Consider the following 12,803-nt stretch of genomic DNA (forward strand, 5'->3'; position numbering starts at 1 on the left):
TGTGTCGTAGTAGTGCGCGGCGTTCGCTTAGCGGGCCGCGGCAGCCATCTTGCCGCCGCCCTTGGCGCCGACCACTTTCCCGTCTGCATACACCGTCGTGCCGCGCACAAGGGTACGCACCGGCTTGCCCTTGAGGCGGCGGCCGGCGTAGGGACTCCAGCCCACCAGGCTGAGTACGTCCTCATCACGCACTTCGTATTCGGTTTCCAGGTCGACCAGCACCAGGTCTGCGTCCAGACCCACGCGGATTTCCCCTTTGTCGCGCAGCCGGAACAGCTCGGCGGGTTTGGTCGAGCAGGCCTGGGCCACGCGTTCCAGGCTTATCTTGCCCTCCTGCGCGGCAGTCAGGAACATGCTTAGGTAGAACTGCGTCGAAGGCGTGCCGGTATGGGCTTTCCAGCCGTCGGTCCAGCCCACTTCCTTTTCTTCGCGGGTGTGCGGGGCGTGGTCGGTGGCAACGATATCGATCGTGCCGTCGTTCAACCCTTCCCACAGTCCGGGCACGTTTTTCTCTGGAACCCAGTAAGACAGTGCATACGAGCCCAGGCGCTGGATGGCCGACCATTCACAACCCAGGAAAAGGGCCCATGGATTGATCTCGCAGGTGACCTTCTGGCCTGCCGCCTTGGCTTCGCGAATTAACTGCACGCTGCCGGCGGTTTGGGTGTGCAGAATATGAAGGTGGCAGCCGGCTGCCTTTTGCAGCCGCAGCAGGGTGGCGATAGCCGTTTCCCAGATGACGCCGTCATGGGCGGCATAGGCGCGGGCATAGGCAAGGGCATCGCGTTCGCCGCGATCCCAGTAGGTTTGTTCGATCACGTCCATCAGGGCCTGGTCGTGCGGATGGACCATCAACGGAACGTCCAGCTCCGCGCACCGCTGCATGATGCGCAGCAGCTTGCCGTGGTCATGTACGCCGATGCCGGGCATGTGCGGGTAGTCTCGCCCTGTGTCCACAACCATGAAGATCTTGAACGCGGCAATGCCCGTGGTGCTCATGGCCTGCATTTCCGACTCGATCGTCGGAGCCGGGTTGAAGTTCCAATCCACCACCGCGTCGCTGCGATAGATGTCAAACTGCTTTTCCAGCAGATCCAGCGAATTGGGCGGTGGAGTCACGTTGGGCATGCCCACGCTGGTGGTGACGCCGCCGGCGGCGCATTGCTGCGTGGCTGTGTGAATAGTGTCCTTGTACTCGAATCCCTTCTGTGAACCTTGACGGTGGTGCGAGTGCATATCGATGGCGCCCGGCAATACCGTCAGGCCGGTCGCGTCGATAATGGTACGCGCCTGCGGCTCGGCGCCGGCCTCGTACAGGCCGGCGATCTTGCCGTCGCGGATGCCAACGGACGCGCGCAGGCAACCCTGCGGTGAAACTACCAGGCCATTCTTGATCAAGGTATCCATGCTGTTTTCCTTGTGATGGGGATTGCGAAACGATCAGGCGGCGCAGGCGGCAGGCTGGCTTGCGCGCTGGCGCACCGTGTCCCATACCTGCATGACGTAGTCCTTGCTCAGGCCCTTGGTGATGAAGACCATTCGGGATGTCTTGTCCGTGCCAGGCCAGCCGGGTAATTCCGCTGGCGGATGGAACAGACGCTGCACGGCTTGCAGCACGATGGGCCGGTCGTGCCCGGCTATATGCAAAATGCCCTTAACGCGCAGCAGCTCGTCCGGATGCGCCATGACCAGTGCATCCAGCCAGGCGCTGACCTGCGGCCACTGCAGGGGTTCGCTGAAATCCACGCAAAAGCTGTCGATCTGCGTGTGACGATGCGCGTGTTCGTGTACATGCTCGGGTTCGGGTTTGTGTTCGTGCTCATGTTCATGTTCATGTTCATGTTCATGTTCATGTTCATGCGCGGGGCCGTCGCTGTGGTCCTGGCCATGCTTGCGTTCATGGCTCCTCGTGTACGGGGCGGCGTTCAGCCATTGCCGCGCCTGCTCCGGGCCCACGGACGCGGCGTAGACGTCAGGACCGTCCAGCACCAGGGTGTTTGGTCTGGTCGTTAAATTGCACACCACGCGCGCGGCGCCGGGGTTGATTTGCGCAAGCTCTTCCTCCAACGCCGTGGCGTGGGCGTCGGGCAAATCGGTCTTGGTGATGATCATCGCGTCTGCGACGGCCACCTGTTTGACCGCTTCCGGGTGCGCTGCCAACGTACTGGGCCCGTTCACCGCGTCCACAACGGTCAGCACGCGGTTCAGGCGAAACGAGCGGGCGACGGGAAACGTCATCAAGGCCTGGATCACCGGAATCACGTCAGCCATGCCCGTTGTTTCGATCAGAACGCGGTCGAAGGCAGGAATACGGCCAGCCGTGCGCTTGGCGAGCAAATCCCGAAGGGTCTCGACCAAGTCGCCCTGCACGGTGCAGCACAGGCATCCCGTGGTCAATTCGATGGTGTTGTCGTTGCTGCTGGCGATCAGCGCGTGGTCGATGCCGATCTCGCCGAACTCGTTGACGATGACGGCCGCGTCGGCCAACGCGGGGTCGCGCAACCAATGATTCAGCAAAGTGGTCTTGCCGCTGCCCAGAAATCCGGTCAGCAAGGTCACCGGAATGCGTGTTTCGGAGGTCTCGTCGTTTGCCATATTCCGTCCTTTTGCAAAATCATATGAATTCGCATTGGTTGCGAATTAGTCAATTCTTGCATCGAGTTGGCGGTTTGGCAAGCCCTCGGATGGCGTCATTCGGGACGCGGCTCAAGGCGCACGGGGGGCGATGCTAGAATTGCCGCAAAATAAGTTTTCGCAATCACTGCGAAATTTCTGCGCTGCTAAGCGCAACGATGAGGAGATCGCGACGTGGCGGGCGAAATCAGGACACGCAATCGGATACTGCATATCCTGCAGCTCTATGACCGGCGTGCCGCGTGGTCCGTCGAGGAAATCGCCGGTGAAATGGATATTTCCGTCAGCTCCGCCTATCGAGATGTGCAGGAACTGGTGCACGCCGACTTTCTGACCCCCGTGATGGGCGCGCGCTACGTGTTGGGGCCCACCTTTGCGCATTTCGATCTGCTGATGCGCCACGGCGACCCGTTGTTGAAGGTGGCCGAGCCCCATATGCGCGGGCTGGTAGGAGCCACCACGCCGTTCTCGGCGTCGGTGCTTACCCGCAGCTATCAAGACAAAGTCATGTGCATTTATCAGGAAATCGGCGACCCCACCGCGCGTATCGGCCGCTATGAACGCGGCGCCACCATGCCGATGTTTCGGGGCGCGACTTCCAAGGTCATCCTGGCGCACCAGAGCCGCCGCGCGCTCGAACGCATGTATCTCGCCCATGAAGAGCAGGTGCGCGCCAACTCACATCGGCAGAGCCTGAAGGATTTATGCCATGAACTCGACGCCATCCGCGAAGCGGGCGTAGCCGTGAGCGACTCCGAGATCACCCCAGGCACCATAGGCATCGCCGCGCCCATCTTCATGGAAAAGAAAGTGGTGGCCGGACTAAGCCTGATCGTGCGTACCGAGCACTGCCGCCTGGAGCCCTTCCAAGCATCGGTCATCGACACTGCCGCCAAGATCAGCCGGCAATTGGCCGACGTGGACGGCGCCTGGGTCGCTCGCGCCTGAGTGTTGGGCGTGCGTCTTTGGGCGGATGCGCAGCGTCGGCAGGATGGATCGTAGGCAATAAAAAAATGCCGCTAACTCGCAGCGAGTTAACGGCATTTTTTGTATCTGGTGCCCGGGGCCGGAATCGAACCGGCGCGCCTTGCGGCGGGGGATTTTGAGTTGGGGATTAAGGTGCGGCCTCTAGCGAAGGTGGATGTAGTTGGGCGTAGCGTGATGTAGGTAAAAGCACATTTATATCAGGAGGTTAGCGAAATAAATAGAAGGTGGCCGAACCTGATATGTGTACCGCTACTGTACCGAATTTCAGAAGGATTGATCGCTAGGGCCAAACGGCCTGGGAACTGGCTTCTTGCACATTCATACCGTCAGCAAACCCGGAGGTTCGTCAATGCGGTGTCGCCCAAGTGGGCGGCGTCAATCGCTGTTCACTGACTTGCCATTCAGACAGGGAAGAGGGGCAGATCGTTGAGAATTGTCTGTGCGGTATCCCGCGGCCGCTCCGCTAGGTACAAGCTATCGATTGCTCTGGTCGGCGTTCCCCCTCTCGCGAGAGAGATTAGTGATGCTGCTTTGTAATGCCCCTCGACGTTTGCGCCTTCAAAGGAATTGAGATGCGCATAGAACCGGAAAGCAGGTCCGCGGAGGACTACTTCAATCAGGTACTTTAGGATGTTAGCTTCAAACAGCGGCTGATAGAGACGGTCACTTCGAGTGGTGCGTTTGACCGCAATAGCAAAAAGAAAGCCTGTACTTTCAATTTTGTCCTCTAGTAGACGGTGTGCCGACTCGACTTGCGTTAACGAAGCCCCCTCCAAGTTAGCGAGCGGTGAGAGGAAAAGATTGAGCTCAGGGGGTAACGGATGAGGCAATCTAACACCAATAATGTCCGGCGATGAGAGTCCCAGTTCCATTTGCTGAAGGTTAAGCGCGTGCTCAAATGCATGGATATTCGCTCTTACTTCGGGTTTGAACAGTCGAGTCGCATCGTAGCCCCGAGGCAGCTTCACAATGGCTACTTTGCGGAGAGGTGTGGCCACAGCACCCGGCGGGCATGAAAATATCTGGGACGGCCATAGGCCTTCGTCCATGAAGCGGTTCCAGTCAGCCGCAGCGTTCCAAAGCGCAGCGGCCTCTAGGAGTTCGAAGACATCGCCTTCAACTTTTGCTAGGGCCGGTGGGGCTACCTTGAATGCTGTGTCATGTACTCGACGTCCAGCCGACAAGGCATTGCTCCTGAACTGAGCTAGATAGGCCGAGTATGTCCGATCAGGCTTCGGATCGTTGTCGGAGCCAGGAACAAATTCACTGAAGGTGCAATTAAGTGCGGCATGTTGGCGTAACCGGAATTCTGTTTCACGTCCACGGACTCGGTTCACCCGGCGATCTTCAAAACAAAGGCCATAGGGACACTGTGCACAAAGTTCCGTGTCAAAGTCGAAAGACACTAGTTTTCCCCTTCTGACTCTTTTATGACAGCCAATTCGCGGGCAGTGCAGAAAATGACATCAAGATCTGCTCCCAGCCCCTCAGCGATACGCTGCATCACTTCTAATGATGGATTCCGGACCCCCCGTTCAACGCCGCTGATGTAAGTGCGGTCTATACGAGCCCGATCAGCCAGATCTTCCTGACTAAGGCGTAGGAGCTCACGGTGCCGGCGGATTGCCAAACCAAAGAAGGGGGCCAGATTCATGCCGCGCAGCGTACTTCCATGATGCTGATTGGTACACGGACTATTAGTCACATTTCCGTGGTTTTGCACACGAATTAGCCGTATGTTTGACGGAAATTGTCCGGTCCCGTACACTCTCGCGAGGTATAAAAGTCACACGAGTTCACCGGTCTACTGCTATGAAAAATCGGCCCAAAGCGCTATCTCTGTTCTCTGGCTGTGGGGGGTTTTGCGAAGGCATCCACGTGGCTGGCTTTGAAGTCTCTGCTGCGGTTGAGTGGGATAAGTTCGCCTGCGAGACTTACCGCTATAACTTTCCTAGCGTCCCGCTCTTCGAGGGCGATGTGCATGACTTCCTTGGGAAGAAGGAAGAAGCTACCCGCTTTGAGGGCTTAGACCTGCTCTTTGGTGGCCCTCCATGTCAAGGATTCAGTCAGATTGGCACACGCCGGCTCGATGACGAACGGAATGAGCTGTATAAGCAATACACTCGAATCCTCAAACAGACTAAGCCCCGTGTCTTTTTGATGGAAAATGTCCCAAATTTGGCCATGATGAATAAAGGCCATTTTAAAGAGCTGATTCTTCAAGAATTCGCCTCTTTGGGTTATAGCAATACAGTCATGCTTCGTGTTTCGGCAGATGATTACGGCGTACCGCAGACGAGGCAGCGCATCATTTTCATTGGAACGAGAGACAAAGACCGGTTTCCTTTTGACTTGGCGGCGTTTTGCGAAAAGGTCTTAAGTGGTTTGCGGGTGAAGAAGCCCGTGACAGTTTCGGAAGCCATTGGCGATCTGCCCGAAAAGGTGGTGGATAGTGGCGAGGTTATGGCTTACGAGAAGGCGGCTAAACCGTCTCATTTCATGCGGGAAATGCGGCTTGATTACGATGGAGGTATTTATTCCAAAGTAATGAAGCGGGAGCGAGGGCTCGGCAAATCCAAACCAGTCCTTCATAACCAGCATACGAAAGAGATACAGGAGCGCAGAGCGCACCTAATATCCCTACTCCAACCGGGTATGAAAGCGGATAGCTTGCCGAAAGAGATTTGGAATGGGAAGCGCCCGGAAAAGTGGAGAAGGCTGCATCCCGATTTGCCCTCCTACACAATCCTGGCCCATATGCATCGTGACCTGAGTGAATGGGTTCATCCCAAGTTGAACCGGTGGATTACTGTGCGGGAAGCTGCCCGATTGCAGTCATTCCACGATGGGTTCATATTCAGGGGGAGTGAGTGGCAGCAGTTAAAACAGATTGGTAATGCTGTCCCTCCGCTGCTAGGGCGTGCTCTTGGTGTATTGGCTTCAGAAGTGTTAAATGTGCTGGATATGCCGCTTGCATCGCAGCCTGCACTAGCAGTGCCGAAAAGCCGCAAAGCTGAGCCCTTGCAGCGGCGCTTGACCCTTGTTGCTTAGGCAGCTAATTTGCTTTAGGCGGTTCTTATGGCAATTGGCCGCAGCGAAAACATGCGGCGTATCCGGAGCAAGAACACCCAACCGGAATTGCGTGTTCGAGCCGTGCTCCGGGAACTAGGCTTCACCGGATATCGACTCCATCGCAGGGAACTGCCCGGTAAGCCTGACATTGTGTTCATTCGCAGAAAGCGGGCTATTTTCGTGCATGGCTGTTTTTGGCACGGCCATGACTGCCTGGAAGGCCGCAGAATACCTAAGTCTAATGCAGACTATTGGGTTGGAAAAATCAGCCGTAATAAGGCTAGAGATATTGAGCATATCAAGAGCCTCCAATGTGCAGGCTGGAAAGTAATTGCCGTGTGGGACTGCGAACTTAAAGACGATTCAGCGTTGCGCGACAGACTCGTGCAATTTTTCCTAGAGATTGGAGATAAACTTTCTGATCCACGTTGACGCTCCGATATTTTCCGTCCGGTTGTTTTCAAAGTTGTATGGTTTGTATAAATGAGAATCGAATATGAAACCGATCGGGGCAGAATGGTTTTCTATCAGGACCTTCGCTCGAACAACTAGATCCATGGCATTGTGCTAGACGGCGTATCGGTCCTAGAGATGATGGATCGTGCTTTGCTGCCTTTAGAGGCAATTGGCGGAGCGACCGCATGCCCATATGTACTCGCCCTCTAACGGGCCATAAATCGTTGAGTGTTCATATCCAGTGCGCCAAGTCCACTAATGCCTGCGGGGTTGTTGCGTGATCCAGATTGCCATTCTGCCGAGTGGTGGTGACGAAGCCAATGCGGGATGCGTCGTTTTTTCCTATTCCGAGATGAGCTTCGATTGCTCCATTCGGCCAGATCCAGATATCCTGTGCTCGTAACGCGGCTACGATGCGGCCCAGTTCGAGTGCCATCGCTTGCGCCATCTGCGCGAACGCCTCGGCAGGTTTTAAGGCAGACGGGACTCCCTCAGGGCCCTGCTTAGTCGGCAGCCCGTCTTCGGCCAGAAATACGCCGAGACGCGCGGCATTAGCGGCAAACCATGCTTTGCAAGCCAAAATGTCCGGATCGGTTATGTTGATTAGCGCAGCGTAGGGTGCCACTTTAAAGGCGAAGTCTAGATCTGCTAGCGCTTTGGGTGTGTACCCTACGGCGCGTAGGATAGTCATCATTGGTAACAGCGCAGAACTGCTAGAGCCGGAGACAAGGCAACCTTTGTCATGCGCGTAGGAGTGACCGCGGATCACCTGATAAATTTCCGGCACCAACATAATCTCGGTTTTTCCCTCTACGAGCAGGACCTTCTCGGAGAACAGCAGGTGAGTTGCTGTTTGTAGAGCAAAAACTACCTCAGCCTGGGCCGGATGGGCAGCCAGTGCGGAAGCTGCTGACTGCAGCTTCTGACGCGCGGCTGTGCGATTATCAGCATCCTTGTAGATCATAAGCGTCTGCAAGGCGTGGGTACTTCCAATGAGCAGCGGCGAATGTGTAGAAAAGATGATCTGAAAGTTCTGTGCAGACAGCAGCAGCAGAGATTCTCGCAGCAGCTCCACCGCCTGCGGATGCAGACACAGCTCCGGCTCGTCAATCAGAAGCACGATAGTCCCGCCTGGGTTGCCACCGGCCGCACTACTCATATCAGCAAGTAGCTTGATTAGTGCCATGTGTGCGCTGCGCTGCGCGCCGTGACCGAACGACGAAATGGGGCGAGGGCTCCCTTGAACGTCTGATAAGGTCACTGTAGATGTTTTGAAAATTTCCTCGATTCCCGGCGTTGCAAAGTTCAGGTGCAAAGACATCCCCGGGAAGAAGGCCGCTATCGCATCACTGGCTTCGGTCTCGAACGTGGTGAGCTCGGCCATACGGTTCTGCCCTGTAAGAAGGGCAGATACTTGGGAAAAGGCGGACTGCATGGCAGTGACCGCCGGTACATTCCGTGTTTGAATCCTCCCCAACACTTGCTTGAGCAGAAGGCCGATGGTGTTTTTAGCGGAAAATTTGCCGATATCTTCGCTGGTGTCATCCATTGCCTCAATGTAGATTGGCTCCGGAAACAGTACTGCCAGCGCGTTGTCGAGCCCAGCGGGATTGTCGGACCACGTGTTGTTCGTATAGTCAAAAACTTCCACTTTGACTTGAGTTGCAGGGCAGCCGGGAGAGGGCTGGATCCGCCTTACCTTCAGTGCGCCTTCATGCAAAAACGGTGTAACTGCGCGCTGTTGATTCTGTGGCAGTAGTGCGAGGTTTACATTTTCGATGACGCCGGCCACCCAAATCGATTCGCCTTCATGATGAAACATGTGTACTGGCTGAACCGCCTTTTTGAGTAGCCAGTTTATTGCCCGAAGAATGTTGGACTTGCCCGAATTGTTATACCCAACGATCGGATTGAATCCAGCCAACGGAACCGTCAAGTCATGGCAGGAACAGAAATTCTTAATCGTAACTTCCGAAAGCCTCATTTTTTCCCCTGATAGTTATGCGAAGTGTTCGCCAATGTCTACCCAGTCTGTAGTTATGCCAAGGCGTGCAATACGAAAACCGGCGATAGCCTATCCTGCACTAGTCCCCAAATCCTAAATTTCTTCGTCATGACGAAGACTTTGGGAGTGCTAATGCGTCAGCGCGCGGCTGCACAAACTCTTGCAGGCTTATCTGGCCGTCGACGAAACGCTGAGCGTGGGCCTCATCTGCTTCACTGAGCGAGAAATCTTCTAGACCGACGGAGGCCCGCGCATAGTTAACTGCCGATTGCCGGCGGCTGCGTTCGGTATCCGATATGGTTTTGTGGGGCTGTTGCCTGCATCTACCCGTGCCTGCCATGGTGCCTCCTTGCCGTAGGTAACTCGATCTTACAAGAAGTATGGGTAATTTGGTTTAGGTACACGTAGCCACAGAGGTGGTGCGCTGAAATTGTCTTGTTTTACCTGCTATGGACGCCAATATCGGCTGCGTACTAGCCGTAGTTTCCAAAGAGGCTTTGCCTCTCTGGACTCTCCACCCTCGCCGGCGGGAGCCTCGGGAGCAGGGGTTGCGGGCCCTTGGCCCGGAACTCCTGCCCCCGGGCATAGCGTGGGGCGCTTCCGCCGCGTCAAGGGGCCGTGTCCTCGCCCTGTGGGCTGCGGGCCGCGCCAACCCCTTGACCCGTCATCCGCTTGATAGCACCGCTACTGACGCCGTTTGGCCGGAAGAGGTGTCAAGGGCGGGACCGGAAGCCGCAGCCCGAAGCGCAGCGCAGGGAACGGGTGAGGATCCCGGGCGAAGCCTTCACCCTTGATGCCTCTGGAAGCTATGCAGCCTATCGGCCGGGGGAGGAACAAGGCGAAGCCGCTGGGCCTGCCCCCGCGGCCAGTCCGGCAAGAACGGACGCGGGATGCAACCGAAGGGGTTGCCCAAGCGTAGCGCGGAGATATGTGCGCCCATGAATCAAAAGGCCTCGCTGATGACGAGGCCTATGCGGACGCAACATGCACATCACTTACCGTTGACGGAGCCGCCCGTTGCCGGTCCCCAGTTCTTGCCCATGTTCTGCAAGACGTGTTGCCGATAGGCTGGATTCCACATGGTGTTGCCTGCGATCATGTGGTTGGTTCGGCCAGCAGTAACCATCATGCCCGACTGCATATCGCGGCGAGTCGTCTTAGGATTCACCACGTTGCCAATACCCTGCGCCATGCTCCTGAATGTCACAGCGTCAAAGGCGATGCCGCCAGCCAGTCTCGCCCCAAGGCCACTCGTTTTTCTTTGCGCGAAGAAGATGATCAAGGCAAGAACGATGATCTGCACAAACGAATTGATGGGATTGTCCGTGGTCGTCCTTATTACCCTGTCGAACAGCGCCTTGAATAGCGCCACACCGATAGACACGACAACCATTGTGATGGCAATTTCAAGGATGTAGGCCAGCGCCTGCTCAAACCATTTGTCGAACCATTTCGCGGTGACTGGAAACATTAGCGCCGCGATAAATAGTGGTCCGAGACCAAGCATTATTCCGAGACCGAGCTTTGCCATGATGATGGTCGCGGCCGCAGGCAAATGAATAAGAAACACGGCAATGGCCATCATGAGTGCATTCAGGGCATCCCAGAACATATGACCTAGTTCGTAGAACTCGCGCTTTGCGACTTTGCCTAGCATGTCGTAAGCCACGTTAAGCCCTTTGTCCGCCGAGTTATCCAGCACCTGATAGATGCTTGTCGCTTGAGCGTTAGACGTGGACATGATGTCGGCGAGACCTGTCTCCAGGCCTTGAATGGCCGACACAACAGTGGCGGTGTAAGAATCAGCTGTCATGCAGAATGCCGTGATGATGAGGATCTTCATGCACTGCTTGATGAAGGTCTGAAACGGAGCTTCAACCGCGCCCGCGCTGATGGCGTAGCCAGTCAAGGTGATGTAAAGCGTGACGCCGGTCAGCATCAGCATTTGAAAGCCGAGGATGACGTTCGAAGCGGTTTCCGATACGAAGGTGTTCAGCATCGCATCGACGCTGCTGCCTATCCACTGGAATAAGGCGAATCCCATGTTATTGACCTCCCTTGAGCGGATTGATCGGTGTCAGGTCGACATAGCCTCGCTTGTCGACGGCCAGATGGTTTGCCGCTGTCTTGGCGTTGATGCAGTTGGCGGACGCGGCGAGCTCGCCAGGACTGGCTTCGCATTTCGCGATCATCGCGTTGCGTTCGTGGGCATGCGCCTTGTACCAATCGACGGTTTGAACGGCGGTGTTGTCGCCGCAAGCTGCGAGCGTGAGTGTGATGAAGAAAGGGAAGAGGATGCTTTTCATTTGTGTGCCTCGCGTGCGTTGATGATGTCGAGTGCGTGGGCCACTTCGGTGGCCTCAATGATCCGTAACGCTGCGAGGGTTCGCACGACACTTTCGCGCATGCCGCCCCATGTCGGCTGTGTGAAGCGATTCGGCGCATTTGTCCAAACGATGCCGATGCACGCAATGGATGTGACGGCAGACAGGATGATGTTCATCCAAGGCGGCAACGGTTCTTCATCAATGAACGGCAGTGTGAATCCAAACCAGCCCATGGCCGCGTAGTAGGCCGTGAAAGCAGCCATACCGATAGCCACGACATCCAGGCTTCTCATCAGCGGCGCACGCCGCAAAAGCTCTCGGTAATACTCAGGACTCAGGCGGCGAGCGCAAGCCCAGAAGCGATAGATGGCAAGGCATAGCGTTACCACTGGAACCAGTGTGATTGCGTAGAACGGAGCCATGATGTTCTCCTTAGCGTGCAAGCGGGTTGAAGACTTGAAGAGTGGGGTAGCCCCGTTGATCAACAATCTTTGCGTTGATCTCCTTCCGCCGTTGCTGCTGTAGGCGGTCTTCGGCTGCCGCGACCATCTGGTACATCTGTAGCTTGGTCTGCTCGTTCTGAATCATGGCCTGCTCGGCTGCGATGCGGCCTTGAAGTTCAGCAATGGCTTTCGGGTCCTGCGTCTGGTTGATCTGCTGCATCAACTGGTCGATTTGACTGAGGCGGTTTTTCGCCGCGTCGTAGGCATCGAGCGCAAAGGCTTTGTCTTGCGCGCCTTTGACGGCTTGCGCTTCGCAGTTGGTGCGCTGCTCTGTCGAGGCAAAGCCGGTGCATGCGTCATAAACCTTGTTGTTGTCGTAGATGGCTTCAGCGCGCCCGCTCAGGCCGGCATAGCCGCCTGATTTCACGCTGTCATAGACGTCTTGCCAGTCTTGCGGCAGGTAGTCACGCAGCTGCGGGTTGTTGAACAGTTCGCCCATGCCGCGCGCGCCAGTGACCGCAGCGTATTGCTGTTTCATCTGGTCGATCTGGCTGACCATCTGGTCGTACTGCATCTTCCACTTCGCCATCGTTTCGATCTGGTTTTCCACGCTCTTGGCGATGGAAGCGCCATCTGTCACGGGGATTTGTGCGAAGGCGGCCGAGGACGCGGCAATGCCGACGGCCAGAATGCAAGAGGCTGATAGTTTCTTCATGTTCGCCACTCCTGAGAGATTGAGGGCGAACGTAGGACCGTGCTGTCCGGTCTGTCGGTCTGTTCAGGGACCGCGCCCAGTACGACAAAGCGTTCTTGGGGCGACTAAGCGGCCGATCTGCTCTCGGCGGTCGGAACCCTTCTTTTCGGGTCGGCACCCGGTAC

General features: G+C 56.4%; 13 protein-coding genes and 1 pseudogene. 3 read left to right on the forward strand and 11 right to left on the reverse strand.

All coding sequences use genetic code 11. The features are described from left to right. Positions 1 to 27: 27 nt before the first annotated feature. The 3 genes and pseudogenes from ACI0FO_RS14475 to ACI0FO_RS14485 all read right to left on the reverse strand — a co-directional run bounded on the left by ACI0FO_RS14475 (position 28) and on the right by ACI0FO_RS14485 (position 2,595). The gene (locus tag ACI0FO_RS14475; protein ID WP_416028099.1) at positions 28 to 1,254 is read right to left on the reverse strand and encodes a dihydroorotase; all 1,227 of its coding nucleotides are present in this window, start codon (positions 1,252 to 1,254) and stop codon (positions 28 to 30) included. 48 nt (positions 1,255 to 1,302) lie between these two features. Next, positions 1,303 to 1,410 (reverse strand): annotated as a pseudogene (locus tag ACI0FO_RS14480) (hypothetical protein); the annotation flags it as partial. A gap of 30 nt (positions 1,411 to 1,440) precedes the next feature. Further along, a complete protein-coding gene (locus tag ACI0FO_RS14485; protein WP_416027645.1) occupies positions 1,441 to 2,595 on the reverse strand; it encodes a CobW family GTP-binding protein in 1,155 nt (384 codons plus the stop codon). A 213-nt stretch (positions 2,596 to 2,808) separates the two neighbouring features. Between ACI0FO_RS14485 and ACI0FO_RS14490 the strand changes: the two genes are divergently transcribed. Further along, entirely contained in the window at positions 2,809 to 3,582 is a 774-nt protein-coding gene (locus tag ACI0FO_RS14490) for an IclR family transcriptional regulator (RefSeq protein WP_416027647.1), read from the forward strand. A 440-nt stretch (positions 3,583 to 4,022) separates the two neighbouring features. Here ACI0FO_RS14490 and ACI0FO_RS14495 read toward each other — a convergent pair whose 3' ends face one another. Together ACI0FO_RS14495 and ACI0FO_RS14500 are read right to left on the reverse strand one after the other, a co-directional pair. Beyond that, positions 4,023 to 5,027 carry a Cfr10I/Bse634I family restriction endonuclease gene (locus ACI0FO_RS14495; protein WP_416027649.1) on the reverse strand — a complete coding sequence of 335 codons (1,005 nt, stop codon included), beginning with the start codon at positions 5,025 to 5,027 and terminating at the stop codon, positions 4,023 to 4,025. Further along, the gene (locus ACI0FO_RS14500) at positions 5,027 to 5,275 is read right to left on the reverse strand and encodes a helix-turn-helix domain-containing protein (protein ID WP_416027651.1); all 249 of its coding nucleotides are present in this window, start codon (positions 5,273 to 5,275) and stop codon (positions 5,027 to 5,029) included. Before ACI0FO_RS14500 ends, ACI0FO_RS14495 begins: the two co-directional genes overlap by 1 nt. A gap of 158 nt (positions 5,276 to 5,433) precedes the next feature. Between ACI0FO_RS14500 and ACI0FO_RS14505 the strand changes: the two genes are divergently transcribed. Continuing rightward, entirely contained in the window at positions 5,434 to 6,672 is a 1,239-nt protein-coding gene (locus ACI0FO_RS14505; RefSeq protein WP_416027652.1) for a DNA cytosine methyltransferase, read from the forward strand. A 27-nt stretch (positions 6,673 to 6,699) separates the two neighbouring features. Continuing rightward, complete coding sequence (locus ACI0FO_RS14510) at positions 6,700 to 7,125, forward strand: very short patch repair endonuclease (RefSeq protein ID WP_416027654.1); 426 nt, start codon at positions 6,700 to 6,702, stop codon at positions 7,123 to 7,125. Positions 7,126 to 7,381: 256 nt separating this feature from the next. Here ACI0FO_RS14510 and ACI0FO_RS14515 read toward each other — a convergent pair whose 3' ends face one another. From ACI0FO_RS14515 to virB5, 6 genes are all read right to left on the reverse strand, one after another. Then, positions 7,382 to 9,133: an AAA family ATPase gene (locus ACI0FO_RS14515; protein WP_416027656.1), complete on the reverse strand. Its 1,752-nt coding sequence runs from the start codon at positions 9,131 to 9,133 to the stop codon at positions 7,382 to 7,384. A gap of 127 nt (positions 9,134 to 9,260) precedes the next feature. Next, entirely contained in the window at positions 9,261 to 9,494 is a 234-nt protein-coding gene (locus ACI0FO_RS14520; RefSeq protein WP_416027658.1) for an antitoxin VbhA family protein, read from the reverse strand. Between the two features lie 651 nt (positions 9,495 to 10,145). Continuing rightward, complete coding sequence (locus ACI0FO_RS14525; protein WP_416027659.1) at positions 10,146 to 11,198, reverse strand: type IV secretion system protein; 1,053 nt, start codon at positions 11,196 to 11,198, stop codon at positions 10,146 to 10,148. 1 nt (position 11,199) lies between these two features. Beyond that, positions 11,200 to 11,460: an EexN family lipoprotein gene (locus ACI0FO_RS14530; protein ID WP_416027661.1), complete on the reverse strand. Its 261-nt coding sequence runs from the start codon at positions 11,458 to 11,460 to the stop codon at positions 11,200 to 11,202. Further along, positions 11,457 to 11,903 carry a hypothetical protein gene (locus tag ACI0FO_RS14535; RefSeq protein ID WP_006385712.1) on the reverse strand — a complete coding sequence of 149 codons (447 nt, stop codon included), beginning with the start codon at positions 11,901 to 11,903 and terminating at the stop codon, positions 11,457 to 11,459. The genes ACI0FO_RS14530 and ACI0FO_RS14535 overlap by 4 nt, the downstream gene beginning before the upstream one ends. Before the next feature lie 10 nt (positions 11,904 to 11,913). After that, positions 11,914 to 12,639, reverse strand: a complete 726-nt coding sequence (virB5, locus tag ACI0FO_RS14540; protein WP_155867630.1) for a P-type DNA transfer protein VirB5 — start codon at positions 12,637 to 12,639, stop codon at positions 11,914 to 11,916. Positions 12,640 to 12,803: the final 164 nt, after the last annotated feature.

This window comes from Achromobacter marplatensis (assembly GCF_049060505.1).
GTDB lineage: Bacteria > Pseudomonadota > Gammaproteobacteria > Burkholderiales > Burkholderiaceae_B > Achromobacter > Achromobacter marplatensis_A.

Bases quoted from the DNA above. Each gene is read 5' to 3' on its own strand.
- ACI0FO_RS14485 (WP_416027645.1), bottom strand. From the start codon at position 2,595: ATGGCAAACGACGAGACCTCCGAAACACGCATTCCGGTGACCTTGCTG.
- ACI0FO_RS14500 (WP_416027651.1), bottom strand. From the start codon at position 5,275: ATGAATCTGGCCCCCTTCTTTGGTTTGGCAATCCGCCGGCACCGTGAG.
- ACI0FO_RS14505 (WP_416027652.1), top strand. From the start codon at position 5,434: ATGAAAAATCGGCCCAAAGCGCTATCTCTGTTCTCTGGCTGTGGGGGG.
- ACI0FO_RS14510 (WP_416027654.1), top strand. From the start codon at position 6,700: ATGGCAATTGGCCGCAGCGAAAACATGCGGCGTATCCGGAGCAAGAAC.
- ACI0FO_RS14515 (WP_416027656.1), bottom strand. From the start codon at position 9,133: ATGAGGCTTTCGGAAGTTACGATTAAGAATTTCTGTTCCTGCCATGAC.
- ACI0FO_RS14520 (WP_416027658.1), bottom strand. From the start codon at position 9,494: ATGGCAGGCACGGGTAGATGCAGGCAACAGCCCCACAAAACCATATCG.
- ACI0FO_RS14525 (WP_416027659.1), bottom strand. From the start codon at position 11,198: ATGGGATTCGCCTTATTCCAGTGGATAGGCAGCAGCGTCGATGCGATG.
- ACI0FO_RS14530 (WP_416027661.1), bottom strand. From the start codon at position 11,460: ATGAAAAGCATCCTCTTCCCTTTCTTCATCACACTCACGCTCGCAGCT.
- ACI0FO_RS14535 (WP_006385712.1), bottom strand. From the start codon at position 11,903: ATGGCTCCGTTCTACGCAATCACACTGGTTCCAGTGGTAACGCTATGC.
- virB5 (WP_155867630.1), bottom strand. From the start codon at position 12,639: ATGAAGAAACTATCAGCCTCTTGCATTCTGGCCGTCGGCATTGCCGCG.